Below are 14,736 nucleotides of genomic sequence, written 5' to 3' on the forward strand. Positions count from 1 at the left end.
TTTATCTGTTAATCTGTAAATTGATGTGAAAACTCTTAGCAAACAGGATAATGCAATGGAATGGCTGGTCAAAAAATCGTGCTGCAATAAACAAGATAACAGACATGTAATTATGCTCTGCGATGCTGGCGGCGCGATAAAAATGATCGCCGAAGTGAAGAGTGACTTCGCCGTGAAAGTGGGGGATTTACTCTCGCCTTTGCAGAATGCGCTTTACTGTATTAATCGTGAAAAGCTGCACACGGTGAAAGTCCTTTCTGCAAGCTGTTATAGCCCCGATGAGTGGGAACGGCAGTGTAAAGCGGCAGGGAAAACTCAGTAACGTTGTTTTGTTGTGGGCAGGAAAATCAGCATCAACCCGCTCATAATACAGGCTACTCCCAGTAGTGCTTTCAGCGAAAAAGTCCCTTCCCAGCCGGGAAGTACCATTGAAGCAATCCATACCAGCACATAACTCATACTGAGCAAGGCATAGGCTTTGCTTAGCGCAAGTTTATGTAGTGTTTTATACCAACAAAAAACGGAAAGCAGATAACCCAGCAGCCCGAGTAACAGTATCCGGGCATCCAGGCCAAAAGCTAACAGCGCCGCGATAAAATCCCATAAGTGCGTCATTGGCGGCAGATGACTCGCCGCAAAACCCAGGCTTAATTGCGCAGCGGAGGCGATAATGACGCTGAATAATCCCCACATCAGGCCCATTACACCGTACTCCCGAGGATCACAATGCCGCCAATAATGAACGCCACCCCACACCAGTGACGCAGCGATACCGGCTCGTGCCACAGTTTTACTGCAGCCAGCGTTACCCAGACAAAATTCAGACTTAACATCGGGTAGGCAATGCCTACCGGTACGTTCTGCAAGACCAGCAGCCAGAGCACCATGGCAAGGCCAAGACAAGCCAGCGCCAGTCCCAGCCACAGCACGATATGTTTGCGCCGTTTGTTTACCGCCGCAAAGCAGGTTGCCTGTTTCTGACACAACTGCCCGGCAACGCTAAGCAAGCTGGCAAAGACTAATGTTAACCAGATCATTTGGGCCGATACTGAATTAGCACCAGACGCTCCTGACGATCGATGACATCTGCGGGCGGAATGGCGAGACTGTTGATATCTTCATCGCGGTCAACCGAAAGCACGAGTGTAATAATCCCCTCCTGACGATGTTGATTAAGCCAGTTTGCGAACTCATCACCGCTGACAAATCTCCCTTTTGCATCCGGATAATTAAGGCCATATTTCAACTCACCTGTCTGGCGATACATGATGATGTCATCGCGTTGCAGGCTCCATGCCAGACCTGCGGCAACACCGACGCTATCAGTAAGAATATAGCGGCTTGGCTGAAGTGATTCTTGTGTCATCTCGACAAAAAATTGCGGATGTTTTCCTTCCATGACTCTGTCAGGAATTGAAAATCCTACCAGCAACGCCAGCCCCAGCGGGCAAAGCGCGGCAAAAGGCCAGGTCTTTTCGACGTTTGTTAAGGTGTACCAGCCGAAAAAAGCCCATAGCGAAAAAATAGACCAGGCACAAAAGACTTTATAGCTCTCGAAGGTTTGCCACACCGGTGTGTTCATTGGTCCCCAGGGGGAGACCACAAATGTGGCAATAATGCCAGTGACGCCAAAAGCGATGTTAATCCAGCCATTAATCCGCAACGCCAGAGGATTATTTTTTGCTGCCAGCAACGCGTAATGCGCCATCAGCATTGCCAGAGGTGCAAAGCAGGAAAGAATATAGGTGGGCAATTTGCCTTTAGCGACGGAGAAAAACAGCAGCGGCATTATCGTCCAGCTCAACAAATAGACGGTTGCGGAATGCTTGCGGTTTTTCCAGCCAGCGTACAGTGCACCGGGGAGTAATCCCAGCCACGGCAGGCTACCGGCAATGATGACTGGCAAGTAGTACCAGAACGGCGCTCTATGTTGGGCATCATCCAGTGCAAAGCGTTGAATATGCTCAACCCAGAAAAAATAGTGCCAGAAGTCAGGCTCCCGCTGCGCTATCGCCAGTCCCCAGGGGAGAACCGTCAGTACGCAACTGATAACCGCCAGCCAGCCGTAAATAAAGAGATCTTTCCAGCGTTTTTGCGTTGCTACCCATGGCAGCACGCTTAATACCGGCACGGCAAGGGCGAGAAAACCTTTGGTCATCACCCCCATGCCGCAGGTGATTCCCAGCAGTAAAAATCCTGCGCTTTTGCCTTTCCACGTCTGTGCCTGCATTGCCAGCCAGAAGCTGCACATTCCCGCCACCAGCCAGAAGGCAATAAACGGATCGAGCACGGCATAAGTGCCGATGGCATAGACAATAAACAATGAGAGATAAATTACTGTGGCGAGTAAAGCCAGACGTTTATTGCGCCATAAGCGCAGAGTAAACCAGGTCACCAGCGCGGCAGTTAACAGGGTCGCAAAGATAACGCCTGCCCGCACACCAAAGTTATTCGCGCCAAATAGCCATTGCCCAATGCTGTTAATCCAGTATCCGGCAATGGGTTTTTCGAAATAACGTAGCCCTAACAGATGGGGAACAATCCAGTCGCCGGATGCCAGCATTTCCCGACTGATTTCCGCATAACGCATTTCATCTGGTTGCCAGAGCAGACGCGTGCTGATCGGTAACAGGTAATAGCAGGCAATAAATGCGAAGAGGCCGATAAGGTAACGTACCGATTTCATCAGTGACTACCCGCAATTTGTTGGCAACCCAGCCAGCCTTCACGTCCGGCAATATTTCCGCGAACAACTTGTCCGAGCGGCAACGTCCCTGATAATAGTTCGCTTAAAGGGCAAAATGTCACGCCTTCCTGAGCTGCGCGTTTCAGGAGATCCACAAAATTATGCTGATAAGCGCAGCCTTCAACTTCGGCATGAATGGTATAAACCGGCGTGCCTTTATCTCGCTGGATGCGGTTGAGTAACCAACCGTTAAAATCTTCTGCTTTCACATCCCGACCAATCACTTCATCCCAGGTGGGTAAGGTCACCGGAATTTGCACAGTGCCGGGGGTTCCTGATTCGAGCAATGGACGAAACGGCATCGCCCCACGACAATCGCTGTTGTAGCGCAAATGGAACGCTTCTTTTGCTTCGATCACCTGTTGGTCAGCACGCCAGCCCGCAGCGGCAGAACAGGTTACCGGTTGACCGATAATCTCTTCCAGGGTGCGAAGGCCGCGTGCAATATCGTCGATCATTGTTTGCCGATCCCAATTACCGCTATGGGCTTGCCAGGCATGGTGATCCCAGGCGTGCAGGCCGACTTCGTGATGTTTAGCCGCTTCACGAATGATATCAGCATTGGCATGACCAATCTCTTTACCTGGCCAGGCCGTACCTGCCAGTAAAATATCCCAGCCATAAAGCGATGCCGCGTTTGAGCGCAGCATCTTCCACAAAAACTGTGGCTTCACCAGTCGCCAGAGATGGCGGCCCATATTGTCCGGGCCGACGCTGAAAAAAATGCTGGCCTGAATATTATGCTTACTCAAGATTTCCAGCAGACGCGGCACGCCTTCACGGGTGCCACGAAAGGTATCGACATCAATGCGTAAGCCGACTTTGGTCATGATGGTTTATCCGTAAGATCAACGGTGCGCAGGAAGAAATCCAGCGTTTCGTCGATGGTTTCCTGCATATCAATTTTCGGTTCCCAGTCCAGGCAGCGGCGGGCATTGCGGATGCTCGGTTTACGATGCTCTACGTCCTGATATCCTTTGCCATAGTAGCTGCTACTTTCGACAACACGAAAGCCCGCAAACGGTGGGAAGTAATGGCGCAGCGGATGTTTTTCGAAGCTCGCCAGCAGCATCTCACCCAGTTCTTCAATGCTCGCTTCGTTCTCAGGATTGCCAATGTTGATAATTTCGCCATCGCAGCGATTTCCCGCATTTTCGATAATGCGGTATAACGCCTCGATACCATCCCGAATATCAGTAAAGCAGCGTTTTTGTTTTCCGCCATCAATCAGCTTAATCGGTGAACCTTCTACCAGATTGAGAATGAGTTGCGTAATAGCGCGGGAGCTGCCAATTCGCGCTGCATTAAGGTTATCCAGTCGTGGCCCCATCCAGTTAAACGGGCGGAAGAGGGTGAACTGTAAACCTTCTTTTTCGCCATAGGCCCAGATCACCCGATCAAGTAATTGTTTAGACACCGAATAAATCCAGCGTGGTTTATTCACCGGGCCGACGATTAAATTAGAATGATCCTCATCGAAGTATTTATCGCTACACATCCCATAAACTTCTGAAGTCGACGGGAAGATGATTCGCTTACGGTACTTCACGCAGTAGCGGATAATGCGCAGATTCTCTTCGAAATCGAGTTCAAATACGCGCAGCGGGTTGCGGGTATATTCAATCGGCGTGGCTATCGCCACCAGCGGCAACACGACATCACATTTTTTGACGTGATACTCAATCCATTCGGAATGAATACTGATATCGCCTTCGACAAAGTGAAAATGCGGATGATTCAGAAAACGGCTTATCGCATCGCTGCCAATATCCAGACCGTAAACTTCATAATGATCTTCGCGCAGCAGGCGTTCTGTCAGATGGTTGCCAATAAAGCCATTCACCCCGAGGATGAGTACCCGGGTACGGCGTCGGGCGGCACAGGCAGGCTGGCTATTCAAGCGTGAACCTTGCACCAGGCCCAGCGTCTGCGCTAATTGCGAGCCCTGCATAGTAATGCCGTCGCCCGCCTGTCCAGTGACGATTTCCAGCGCGCCATCGCCACAGGCAATCAGCAGTGGTGCAACAGAAATCACGCTCCCCGGCTGTGCTTTGCTGGCATGAGGATGAACACGCGACGACCAGACGGTGAATTTCTGATTGCCAACATAGCTGAAGGCACCCGGCCACGGATCGGCAACGGCACGCACCATGTTGTGCAGTACGGATGCCGGCTTATGCCATTCGAGGAAACTGTCATCCGGCGTTCTGCGACCAAAACAGGTGGCTTCGTTTTCGCGCTGGGCGATTTCCAGAATATTTCCGTGTTTAATGGCGGGTAATGTCTGTTCCAGTAGCTGGCGCGCGGCATGGCACAATTTATGATGCAGCGTAATGGCGATATCGTCTGGCGCAATGGCAACGCGCAGTTGTGCCACAATGGCCCCGGCATCGGCACGTTTCACCATTCGGTGCAATGTAACGCCAGTTTCCGTTTCACCGTTCACCAGCACCCAGTTCAGCGGCGCGCGACCACGATATTTGGGTAACAGCGAACCATGCAGATTAAATGCACCTGCGGGAGCGAGCTGCAAAATTTCGTCGCAAATAAGATGGCGATAATAAAAAGAAAAAATCACCTCTGGTGATAGTTGGGCAATGCGTTCCACCCACAGCGGATGATTAACGTTATCCGGCGCATAAACCGGAATGCCTCTTTCCGCCGCCAGACGAGCTACCGAACCATAAAAGGCTTTTTCACCGGGATTATCAGTATGAGTAAAAATAGCGCTAATTTCGTAACCGGCAGCCAGCAGGGCTTCAATACCGAGGCATCCCATATCGTGGTAGGCAAAAACGACGGTTTTCATTATTCATTTTCCTTGCTGGATGGACGGATAACTTGCTGAACAAAATAGCGGGGGCGGGCGCGGACATCGGTGTAGATCCTGCCGATATATTCACCGAGCAATCCCATGCCGATAAACTGAGCGCCAATAAAAGTAAACAGTACGGCAAATAGCATAAAGACGCCTTCTGCCGCCCATTGTGGTCCGAAGGTCAGGCGTAAAATCACCAGCAGCACCGCAATGCTAAAACCGCCAATCGCAATAATGCTGCCGAGCAAACTCAACATACGTAGCGGCGTTGTGGTAAGGCAGGTCACCAGGTCGTACATCAAATTAATCAGGCGCATAAAGCTGTATTTGGATTCACCAAACTCACGCTCGGCATGGTGCACTGGAATTTCAATGGCACGGCGGGCGAAGATATTCGCCAGAATCGGGATAAAGGTGCTGCGTTCATGGCAGTGCAACATCGCATCGACAATATGACGGCGATAGGCGCGCAGCATACAACCATAGTCACCCATCGCTTTGCCAGTGGTGCGCTGAATAAGCCGGTTAATCATCTTCGAAGCGGTTTTACGAAACCAGCTGTCCTGGCGGTTCTGGCGTACAGTCCCTACCACGTCGTAACCTTCATCGGCTTTTGCCACCAGACGGGGGATTTCCTCTGGCGGATTCTGGAGATCGGCATCGAGGGTAATAATTAAGTCGCCGGTGACGTGACTGAATCCCGCCATAATCGCTGAATGTTGCCCGTAATTGCGGTTAAGCAAGATAGACACAATATGGCTGCCCTCCGCTTGTGAGGCTTCGACCAGCATATGCGCGGAATTATCGCTACTGCCGTCATCAATCAGCAGGATTTCATACTCTTTCCCCAGTGATTCACAGGCTGCGGTGGTGCGCCTGATTAATTCCGGTAAGCTTTCCTGCTCGTTATAAACGGGAATAACCACCGAGACTTTCTTAACAGGGTGGATTTCAAACATGGCTCATTGTCCTGCGAGTTGCTGAAGGGCTGTGATGACGCGGTCGGCATCGGCGGTGGTCATATCCGGGAACAGCGGCAACGAACAGATGCGTTCGCTATTCCATTCGGTATTCGGTAACGACAGCGTGGGAAAACGCTCGCGATAATATTTTTGTGTGTGAGCGGCGCGGAAATGTAACCCGGTACCAATGCCTCTTTCTTTTAACGCTTCCATCAACGCATCGCGACTGATACCACAACGTTGTTCATCGACACGAATAATAAACAGATGCCAGGCATGAACGTGCGGCCAGGCGGGAAGGCTTAATGGCTGAAAGGGGAGAGCTGCCAGTGCTTGCTGATATTGCTGGGCAATTTCGCGCCGACGGGTGTTGAGGTGCTCTAATTTGACTAACTGTGTCAGGGCAATCGCGGCGTTAATATCGGTCAGATTGTACTTATAGCCCGGCGTTAAGACTTCAGCCTGCGGTGCACGGCCCCAGGTATGTCTGTCATAGGCATCGACACCCAGACCGTGAAATTTCAGCATCCGCAGCTGGCGGGCAAGATTTTCATTATCAGTAACAATCAGGCCACCTTCCGCACAGGTAATATTTTTGATGGCGTGAAACGAAAAAATAGCAGTACCTTTTGCGCCAATATGTCGCCCTTTGTAATACGTACCGACGGCATGGGCAGCATCTTCGATAACTGCGATGCCGTAACGTTCGCCAATGGCGCGAATGGCGTCAATATCTGCTGGCGCACCGGCATAATGCACCGGAATGATGGCTTTAGTGCGTGGCGTAATGGCTGACTCGATAGCTTCAGGCGTGACCATCAGCGTATCGCGGTCGACATCCACCATTACCGGCGTTGCACCCAACAAGGAAATCATATTGAGGGTTGAAACCCAGGTCAGGGAAGGCGTAATCACTTTATCGCCCTTGCCAATTTTCAACGCCATTAGCGTGATATGCATTCCGGCGGTGGCTGAACTGACCGCGATGGCATGCTGATTTCCCGTCAACTGGCAAAAAGCTTGCTCAAGCGCCTGATTCTTCGGACCGGTTGTGATCCAACCGGATTCGAGAACCTCTTTAACTGCAGCGAGTTCCTCCACGCCCATTGCTGGTCGCGAAAAAGGCAAAAATTCTGACATTGCTTTTCCTTCCGCCATTGAATACCTGTCCACTTATATTTGCTATAAAGAGTGTTGTGTATATTTTGCCATTTGGAGCGAAATTTTAAGGATAGAATATTAACTTAACCTTAAGAAACTAATATTAGACGTAAATATTGAAATTTTTATATTTTTTCTTATTTAGGCTTTGCATTTGGCAAAATTTTGAGGCATTTTGCCGACATCGTAGGATTTATAATATTACACCAACTGCGAATTATCGCCAGAAATGTAGCTCAATTTCACGGTAATTGTCTGGTTGCGCTTGTCTATAGGTGGAGTTTACGTGTTAGCTTTTTGCCGCTCTTCGTTGAAGTCAAAAAAATATATCATCATTTTACTGGCGCTCGCTGCAATTGCCGGACTGGGTACTCATGCCGCCTGGAGTAGCAATGGTTTGCCACGTATCGACAATAAAACACTGGCCAGACTGGCACAGCAGCACCCGGTTGTCGTTTTGTTTCGTCATGCTGAACGTTGCGACCGTTCAACCAATCAATGCTTGTCAGATAAAACAGGTATTACGGTTAAAGGTACCCAGGATGCCCGTGAACTGGGCAACGCTTTTAGTGCTGATATCCCTGATTTCGATCTTTATTCCAGTAATACCGTCCGGACCATTCAGTCGGCTACCTGGTTTTCAGCGGGTAAAAAATTGACGGTAGATAAACGACTTCTTCAGTGCGGTAATGAGATTTATAGTGCAATTAAGGACTTACAACGCAAAGCGCCTGATAAAAATATCGTTATTTTCACCCATAATCATTGCCTGACATATATTGCTAAAGATAAGCGTGACGCGACATTTAAACCTGATTATCTGGATGGTTTAGTCATGCATGTGGAAAAAGGCAAAGTTTATCTGGATGGGGAATTCGTTAACCACTAAATTTTCAATCTGACAGCCAGTAATGGCTGTCATCATTGTTACAGAAGACCTTTCAAACGTAACGTTTTTCGGGTGGCAACATTCAAATCATAATGCACCAGATCTTCAGGTTTTACCCACGCGTAGTCCTGAAACTCTTCGTTTATTTTCACATCTCGGTTGGCAGAAACGCAGTCAAAAATCAGGTAAATCATATAAATCTCTTCCTTGCGACCATCTGCATACGTCTTGGTGCGAATATCATCGCTGAAGGTCCACGGCGTGATTTCTGTCAAAAGCAGCTGTTCTCCCAGTTCTTCGCGAATTTCGCGGCGTAGTGCCTCTTCAATTCGTTCGCCAGGCTCCACGCCGCCACCCGAAAGCGCCCATTGACCGGGGAAAACGCCGCGATCGTCGGCCATTTTACACAGCAAATAAGCACCATCATTTTGAATCAAAGGGCATACAATAGTCCGTTGTCGCACAGGGGTATTCCTTATAAATAAAAAGAAACCATGAGAATACGGTAACTCAGAAATATGTGAAAGTGACAGTAATCTCTTTTGCGATGATAACTACATTTATTATTATTTTTGTGTGTATCGATAAAGTGTGTTTATTTTTTCGGCGTTTAATTATTTAAGAAGTATTTAGTTACAATAAGTGACTAGATCCCTTTTTTCGCTCATTGAATCCTCTGCGCCAGGCAGTACAATCCCGCAGCTTTGGGAATTTTGATTAATTGCTTGTGGGAAAGAGGATAATGAAAAAAATTGCGCTAGCAGGTCTGGCCGGAATGCTGTTGGTTTCTGCATCGGTCAATGCAATGAGCATCAGCGGCCAGGCGGGTAAAGAATACACCAATATTGGTGTCGGTTTTGGGACTGAATCGACGGGCCTGGCGTTAAGCGGTAACTGGACACATAACGACGACGACGGTGATGCCGCGGGCGTGGGGCTGGGGTTGAATCTGCCTCTCGGGCCATTAATGGCGACCGTTGGCGGAAAAGGCGTTTACACCAACCCGAACGATGGTGATGAAGGTTATGCCGCAGCAGTTGGCGGTGGTTTGCAGTGGCAAATTGGTGACAGCTTCCGCTTGTTTGGTGAGTATTACTACTCTCCGGATTCGCTCTCCAGCGGAATTAAAAGTTATGAAGAAGCGAATGCTGGCGCGCGTTACACCATTATGCGTCCAGTCAGCATTGAGGCTGGCTACCGTTACCTGAACCTGGCAGGTAAAAATGGCAATCGTGATAACGCCATTGCTGATGGTCCGTATGTTGGGGTAAATGCCAGCTTCTGACGCCTTCCGGCGCGGCGTTCTGTCGCGCCATTCAGTTTCTTACTACGCCCTGTCTCCCTTTGCGTTATAGTGATTCGATAACAAAAGCAGGAGATAACCATGTTAAAAGTGGAAATGTTATCCACCGGGGATGAAGTGTTACACGGGCAAATCGTTGACACTAACGCTGCCTGGCTGGCCGATTTTTTCTTTCATCAGGGGTTGCCATTATCTCGCCGCAATACGGTGGGGGATAACCTTGATGACTTAGTCACCATTCTTCGCGAACGTAGTCAGCACGCCGATGTGCTGATCGTTAACGGCGGGCTGGGACCGACCAGCGATGATTTAAGCGCACTCGCCGCTGCGACAGCAAAAGGTGAAGGCCTGGTGCTGCATGAAGCCTGGCTCAAAGAGATGGAACGCTATTTCCACGAACGTGGACGAGTAATGGCACCGAGCAACCGTAAACAAGCGGAGCTGCCTGCCAGTGCTGAATTTATCAATAACCCGGTAGGCACCGCCTGTGGTTTTGCCGTGCAGCTTAATCGTTGCCTGATGTTCTTTACTCCCGGCGTACCGTCAGAATTTAAGGTGATGGTCGAGCACGAAATCCTGCCGCGCCTGCGCGAGCGTTTTTCTTTACCGCAGCCGCCGGTTTGTCTGCGTTTGACTACTTTTGGTCGTTCGGAAAGCGATCTGGCACAAAGCCTGGACACTCTACAACTGCCGCCGGGCGTAACAATGGGCTATCGCTCCTCAATGCCTATCATCGAACTGAAACTCACCGGACCGGCAAGCGAGCAACAGGCGATGGAAAAACTGTGGCTGGATGTTAAACGTGTTGCCGGACAGAGCGTGATTTTCGAAGGCACTGAAGGACTGCCCGCGCAGATCAGTCGCGAATTGCAAAACCGTCAGTTCAGCCTGACGTTGAGCGAGCAATTCACCGGTGGTTTATTGGCTTTGCAACTTTCTCGCGCAGGTGCTCCATTGCTGGCGTGTGAAGTGGTTCCTTCACAGGAGGAAACCCTGGCGCAAACTGCGCACTGGATTACAGAACGGCGGGCCAACCATTTTGCCGGGCTGGCACTGGCTGTTTCGGGTTTCGAGAACGAGCATCTCAACTTTGCGCTAGCCACGCCAGACGGCACTTTCGCTCTGCGTGTGCGTTTCAGCACTACGCGCTACAGCCTGGCTATCCGTCAGGAAGTGTGCGCAATGATGGCACTGAATATGCTGCGCCGTTGGTTAAACGGCCAGGATATCGCCAGTGAGCATGGCTGGATTGAGGTTGTTGAGTCCATGACCTTATCTGTCTGATTCCGCCACTCTGTGCCGGTTTACTGCACCGGCACATTCCCCCTCCGGCAAAATTTGTCCAACCTGTTGTACTCAATAAGAAAAAATCCGTGCGCTGATTCACAAATTTGTGCGTAATTTCTCCAGTCTGCTGGACGAGGAGCGGGATTTGATGCGCTTCACAATTTTACTCCCCCTGAGCAACGAGACTGATTCCAGTATCTAAGACTGGAGTCCAGTATGTTGGAATCAAGCAAAGTTCCCGCCCTGACACGGGCTATTGATATTCTCAATTTGATTGCCCGCATTGGCCCCTGTAGTGCTGCGACGATCATTGACACATTGGGAATCCCTAAAAGCACGGCCTATTTGCTGCTTAATGAACTCAGGCGTCAGCGTTTTCTTAGCCTTGATCACCAGGAAAATTTTTGTTTGTGGACCAGGCTGGAGGAGCTTTCCGGTCATGCGTTAAGCAAGATGGATCTCCGGGAACTGGCTCGACCGCGTTTGACGCAACTGATGGATACCACCGGGCTGTTATGTCTGTCACCTGGGGATTATTGATAACGGCAGCGCTTATTACATTTTGAAAGTGGAGTCATCAGCCACTATCAGCGTGCGTTCCCATGAAGGAAAAAGCCTTTCGCTTTATCGCTCCGGAATAGGTAAATGCCTGCTTGCCTGGCAACCTGCAGCGGTACAGCAAAGTATTATCGAAGGGCTGGTCTGGGAGCAGGCGACACCCACAACGATTACTCATCCACAGCAACTTCACGAAGAACTGGCGCGTATTCGCCGTCAGGGCTGGAGCTATGACAACGGCGAAGATTACGCCGATGTCCGTTGTGTCGCTGCGCCGGTGTTTAACGCCAATAACGAGCTTACCGCTGCGATCTCGGTGGTCGGTACCCGCTTACAAATCAATGAAGAATACCGTGATTATCTGGCGGGCAAGGCCATTGCCTGCGCCAGGGATATTTCACGTTTGTTGGGATGGAAAAGTCCCTTTGACTTACAGGCCTCATAACAATGGAGAACATCATGACCCTACCAAAAATCAAACAGGTTCGCGCCTGGTTTACTGGCGGTGCGACAGCAGAAAAAGGCGCTGGCGGCGGTGATTATCACGACCAGGGGGCGAATCACTGGATTGATGATCATATTGCCACCCCGATGAGTAAATACCGCGATTACGAGCAGTCACGCCAGTCATTTGGCATTAACGTTCTTGGCACGTTGATTGTTGAAGTTGAAGCAGAAAACGGCCAGACCGGATTCGCTGTTTCGACAGCCGGTGAAATGGGCTGTTTTATTGTCGAAAAACATCTTAACCGTTTCATTGAGGGTAAATGCGTCAGTGATATCAAACTGATCCACGATCAAATGCTCAATGCCACCCTGTATTACTCCGGCTCTGGTGGCCTGGTGATGAATACGATTTCCTGTGTCGATCTGGCTCTGTGGGATCTGTTCGGCAAAGTGGTCGGGCTTCCGGTTTATAAACTTTTAGGTGGTGCAGTTCGTGATGAAATTCAGTTCTACGCCACAGGTGCGCGTCCGGATCTGGCAAAAGAGATGGGCTTTATCGGTGGCAAAATGCCGACGCACTGGGGGCCACATGATGGTGATGCGGGGATCCGCAAAGATGCCGCTATGGTCGCGGATATGCGTGAAAAATGCGGTGAGGATTTCTGGTTAATGCTCGACTGCTGGATGAGTCAGGACGTGAACTATGCCATCAAACTGGCCCACGCTTGCGCGCCCTATAACCTGAAATGGATCGAAGAGTGCCTGCCGCCACAGCAGTATGAAGGTTATCGCGAACTGAAACACAACGCACCAGCGGGGATGATGGTCACCAGCGGTGAGCACCACGGCACACTGCAATCTTTCCGTACGCTTTCAGAAAACGGTATCGACATTATGCAGCCGGATGTTGGCTGGTGCGGTGGCTTAACCACGCTGGTGGAAATTGCCGCAATCGCCAAATCCAGGGGGCAACTGGTGGTGCCACACGGTTCGTCTGTTTACTCCCACCATGCGGTGATCACCTTCACCAATACGCCATTCAGCGAATTCCTGATGACCAGCCCGGATTGTTCAACGATGCGTCCGCAATTTGATCCGATTCTGCTTAATGAGCCAGTACCGGTGAATGGTCGTATTCATAAATCAGTGCTTGATAAACCCGGTTTCGGCGTCGAACTCAATCGTGACTGCAATTTGAAACGCCCCTACAGCCACTAATCACTCCGGGCGTTGCTGTGACAACGGTAACGCCCACATATTCTAAGGAGCTTTTTATGAGCACCGCTTTGCTTGACGCCGTGGTGAAGAAAAACCGCGCGCGTTTAATTCCGTTTATGTTGGCGCTGTATGTGCTGGCGTTTCTCGACCGTTCGAATATTGGTTTTGCCAAACAGACCTACCAGATTGATACCGGGCTGAGTAATGAAGCTTATGCGCTGGGAGCAGGCATTTTCTTTGTGGTATACGCGTTTCTGGGGGTTCCGGCGAATCTTTTGATGCGCAAACTGGGGGCAAGAACCTGGATTGGTACGACAACACTGCTGTGGGGATTTCTTTCGGCAGCCATGGCATGGGCCGATACTGAAGCGAAATTTCTGATTGTTCGCACTCTGCTTGGTGCTGCGGAGGCCGGGTTTTTCCCTGGTATGATTTATCTCACCTCGCAATGGTTTCCGCAGCGTAATCGCGCCAGCATTATGGGGCTGTTCTATATGGGCGCACCGCTGGCGTTAACACTGGGATCACCGCTTTCTGGCGCGCTGCTGGAGATGCATGGATTTATGGGGCATCCCGGCTGGTTCTGGATGTTTGTTATTGAAGGATTGTTGGCAGTCGGCGCTGGGGTATTCACATTCTTTTGGCTTGATGACACACCGGAGCAGGCACGTTTTCTGAGTAAACAAGAAAAAACGTTGCTTATCAATCAACTGGCAAGTGAAGAACAACAGAAAGTGACTTCTCGATTGAGCGATGCGCTGCGTAATGGCCGAGTCTGGCAACTGGCGATTATCTACCTGACCATTCAGGTAGCGGTTTACGGATTAATTTTCTTCCTGCCGACCCAGGTTGCTGCATTGCTGGGGACAAAAGTGGGCTTTACGGCGTCGGTGGTCACCGCCATTCCGTGGGTTGCGGCCTTGTTTGGAACCTGGCTTATTCCGCGCTACTCCGATAAAACCGGCGAACGGCGTAATGTCGCAGCGCTGACATTACTGGCGGCGGGCATTGGTATTGGTCTGTCCGGGCTGCTTTCTCCAGTACTGGCGATCGTAGCGCTGTGTGTTGCAGCCATCGGGTTTATTGCCGTGCAACCGGTGTTCTGGACGATGCCGACACAGCTTCTTTCCGGTACGGCGCTGGCTGCGGGGATTGGTTTTATAAACCTGTTTGGTGCAGTGGGCGGGTTTATTGCCCCGATCCTGCGCGTGAAAGCAGAAACGTTATTTTCCAGCGATGCGGCGGGATTACTGACGCTGGCAGCGGTGGCGGTCATCGGTTCGCTGATTATTTTCACTCTGCGTGTAAATCGCACTGTTGCGCAGACCGACGTGGCACATCATTAAA

At 50.4% G+C, this 14,736-nt stretch carries 14 protein-coding genes and 1 pseudogene; 7 read left to right on the forward strand and 8 right to left on the reverse strand.

Going from position 1 to position 14,736, the window contains the following annotated elements:
• Window positions 1-55 precede the first annotated feature (55 nt).
• Complete coding sequence (pmrD, locus tag C4F37_RS03200; protein ID WP_001297897.1) at window positions 56-322, forward strand: signal transduction protein PmrD; 267 nt, start codon at window positions 56-58, stop codon at window positions 320-322.
• Here pmrD and arnF read toward each other — a convergent pair.
• Genes arnF through arnB form a run of 7 tightly spaced genes read right to left on the reverse strand, consistent with a single transcriptional unit; the run spans window position 316 to window position 7,666 of the window.
• Window positions 316-702, reverse strand: coding sequence for a 4-amino-4-deoxy-L-arabinose-phosphoundecaprenol flippase subunit ArnF (arnF, locus tag C4F37_RS03205; RefSeq protein ID WP_000523864.1), 387 nt, complete (start codon window positions 700-702; stop codon window positions 316-318). The genes pmrD and arnF overlap by 7 nt on opposite strands.
• Window positions 702-1,037, reverse strand: coding sequence for a 4-amino-4-deoxy-L-arabinose-phosphoundecaprenol flippase subunit ArnE (gene arnE, locus C4F37_RS03210; protein WP_000638016.1), 336 nt, complete (start codon window positions 1,035-1,037; stop codon window positions 702-704). The genes arnF and arnE overlap by 1 nt, the downstream gene beginning before the upstream one ends.
• Window positions 1,034-2,686, reverse strand: a complete 1,653-nt coding sequence (gene arnT / locus C4F37_RS03215) for a lipid IV(A) 4-amino-4-deoxy-L-arabinosyltransferase (RefSeq protein ID WP_001539162.1) — start codon at window positions 2,684-2,686, stop codon at window positions 1,034-1,036. Before arnT ends, arnE begins: the two co-directional genes overlap by 4 nt.
• Window positions 2,686-3,576 carry a 4-deoxy-4-formamido-L-arabinose-phosphoundecaprenol deformylase gene (gene arnD / locus C4F37_RS03220; RefSeq protein WP_001539160.1) on the reverse strand — a complete coding sequence of 297 codons (891 nt, stop codon included), beginning with the start codon at window positions 3,574-3,576 and terminating at the stop codon, window positions 2,686-2,688. Before arnD ends, arnT begins: the two co-directional genes overlap by 1 nt.
• On the reverse strand, window positions 3,573-5,555 hold the full coding sequence (gene arnA, locus C4F37_RS03225) for a bifunctional UDP-4-amino-4-deoxy-L-arabinose formyltransferase/UDP-glucuronic acid oxidase ArnA (protein WP_001539159.1): 1,983 nt from the start codon (window positions 5,553-5,555) through the stop codon (window positions 3,573-3,575). The genes arnD and arnA overlap by 4 nt, the downstream gene beginning before the upstream one ends.
• On the reverse strand, window positions 5,555-6,523 hold the full coding sequence (arnC, locus tag C4F37_RS03230) for an undecaprenyl-phosphate 4-deoxy-4-formamido-L-arabinose transferase (protein WP_000461633.1): 969 nt from the start codon (window positions 6,521-6,523) through the stop codon (window positions 5,555-5,557). The genes arnA and arnC overlap by 1 nt, the downstream gene beginning before the upstream one ends.
• A 3-nt stretch (window positions 6,524-6,526) precedes the next feature.
• Entirely contained in the window at window positions 6,527-7,666 is a 1,140-nt protein-coding gene (arnB, locus tag C4F37_RS03235; RefSeq protein WP_106106699.1) for a UDP-4-amino-4-deoxy-L-arabinose aminotransferase, read from the reverse strand.
• A 307-nt stretch (window positions 7,667-7,973) separates the two neighbouring features.
• Between arnB and ais the strand changes: the two genes are divergently transcribed.
• Complete coding sequence (gene ais, locus C4F37_RS03240) at window positions 7,974-8,576, forward strand: lipopolysaccharide core heptose(II)-phosphate phosphatase Ais (protein WP_001774001.1); 603 nt, start codon at window positions 7,974-7,976, stop codon at window positions 8,574-8,576.
• Window positions 8,577-8,614: 38 nt separating this feature from the next.
• Here ais and nudI read toward each other — a convergent pair whose 3' ends face one another.
• Window positions 8,615-9,040 (reverse strand): nucleoside triphosphatase NudI, encoded by a 426-nt coding sequence (nudI, locus tag C4F37_RS03245; protein WP_001249883.1) that lies wholly within the window; start codon window positions 9,038-9,040, stop codon window positions 8,615-8,617.
• A 278-nt stretch (window positions 9,041-9,318) separates the two neighbouring features.
• Here nudI and C4F37_RS03250 point away from each other — a divergent pair, with 278 nt between their 5' ends.
• From C4F37_RS03250 to C4F37_RS03270, 5 genes and pseudogenes are all read left to right on the forward strand, one after another.
• On the forward strand, window positions 9,319-9,861 hold the full coding sequence (locus tag C4F37_RS03250; RefSeq protein WP_001296251.1) for a YfaZ family outer membrane protein: 543 nt from the start codon (window positions 9,319-9,321) through the stop codon (window positions 9,859-9,861).
• Between the two features lie 99 nt (window positions 9,862-9,960).
• Window positions 9,961-11,163, forward strand: a complete 1,203-nt coding sequence (locus C4F37_RS03255) for a nicotinamide mononucleotide deamidase-related protein YfaY (RefSeq protein WP_000921621.1) — start codon at window positions 9,961-9,963, stop codon at window positions 11,161-11,163.
• Window positions 11,164-11,382: 219 nt separating this feature from the next.
• A pseudogene (locus C4F37_RS03260) lies at window positions 11,383-12,169 on the forward strand (IclR family transcriptional regulator).
• Window positions 12,170-12,183: 14 nt separating this feature from the next.
• On the forward strand, window positions 12,184-13,389 hold the full coding sequence (gene rhmD / locus C4F37_RS03265) for an L-rhamnonate dehydratase (protein WP_001297916.1): 1,206 nt from the start codon (window positions 12,184-12,186) through the stop codon (window positions 13,387-13,389).
• A 56-nt stretch (window positions 13,390-13,445) separates the two neighbouring features.
• On the forward strand, window positions 13,446-14,735 hold the full coding sequence (locus tag C4F37_RS03270; RefSeq protein WP_001297939.1) for an MFS transporter: 1,290 nt from the start codon (window positions 13,446-13,448) through the stop codon (window positions 14,733-14,735).
• The last annotated feature ends 1 nt before the right edge of the window (window position 14,736 follow it).

The sequence above is a fragment of the Escherichia sp. R1 genome, from assembly GCF_003000935.1.
Taxonomy (GTDB): Bacteria; Pseudomonadota; Gammaproteobacteria; order Enterobacterales; family Enterobacteriaceae; genus Escherichia; species Escherichia coli.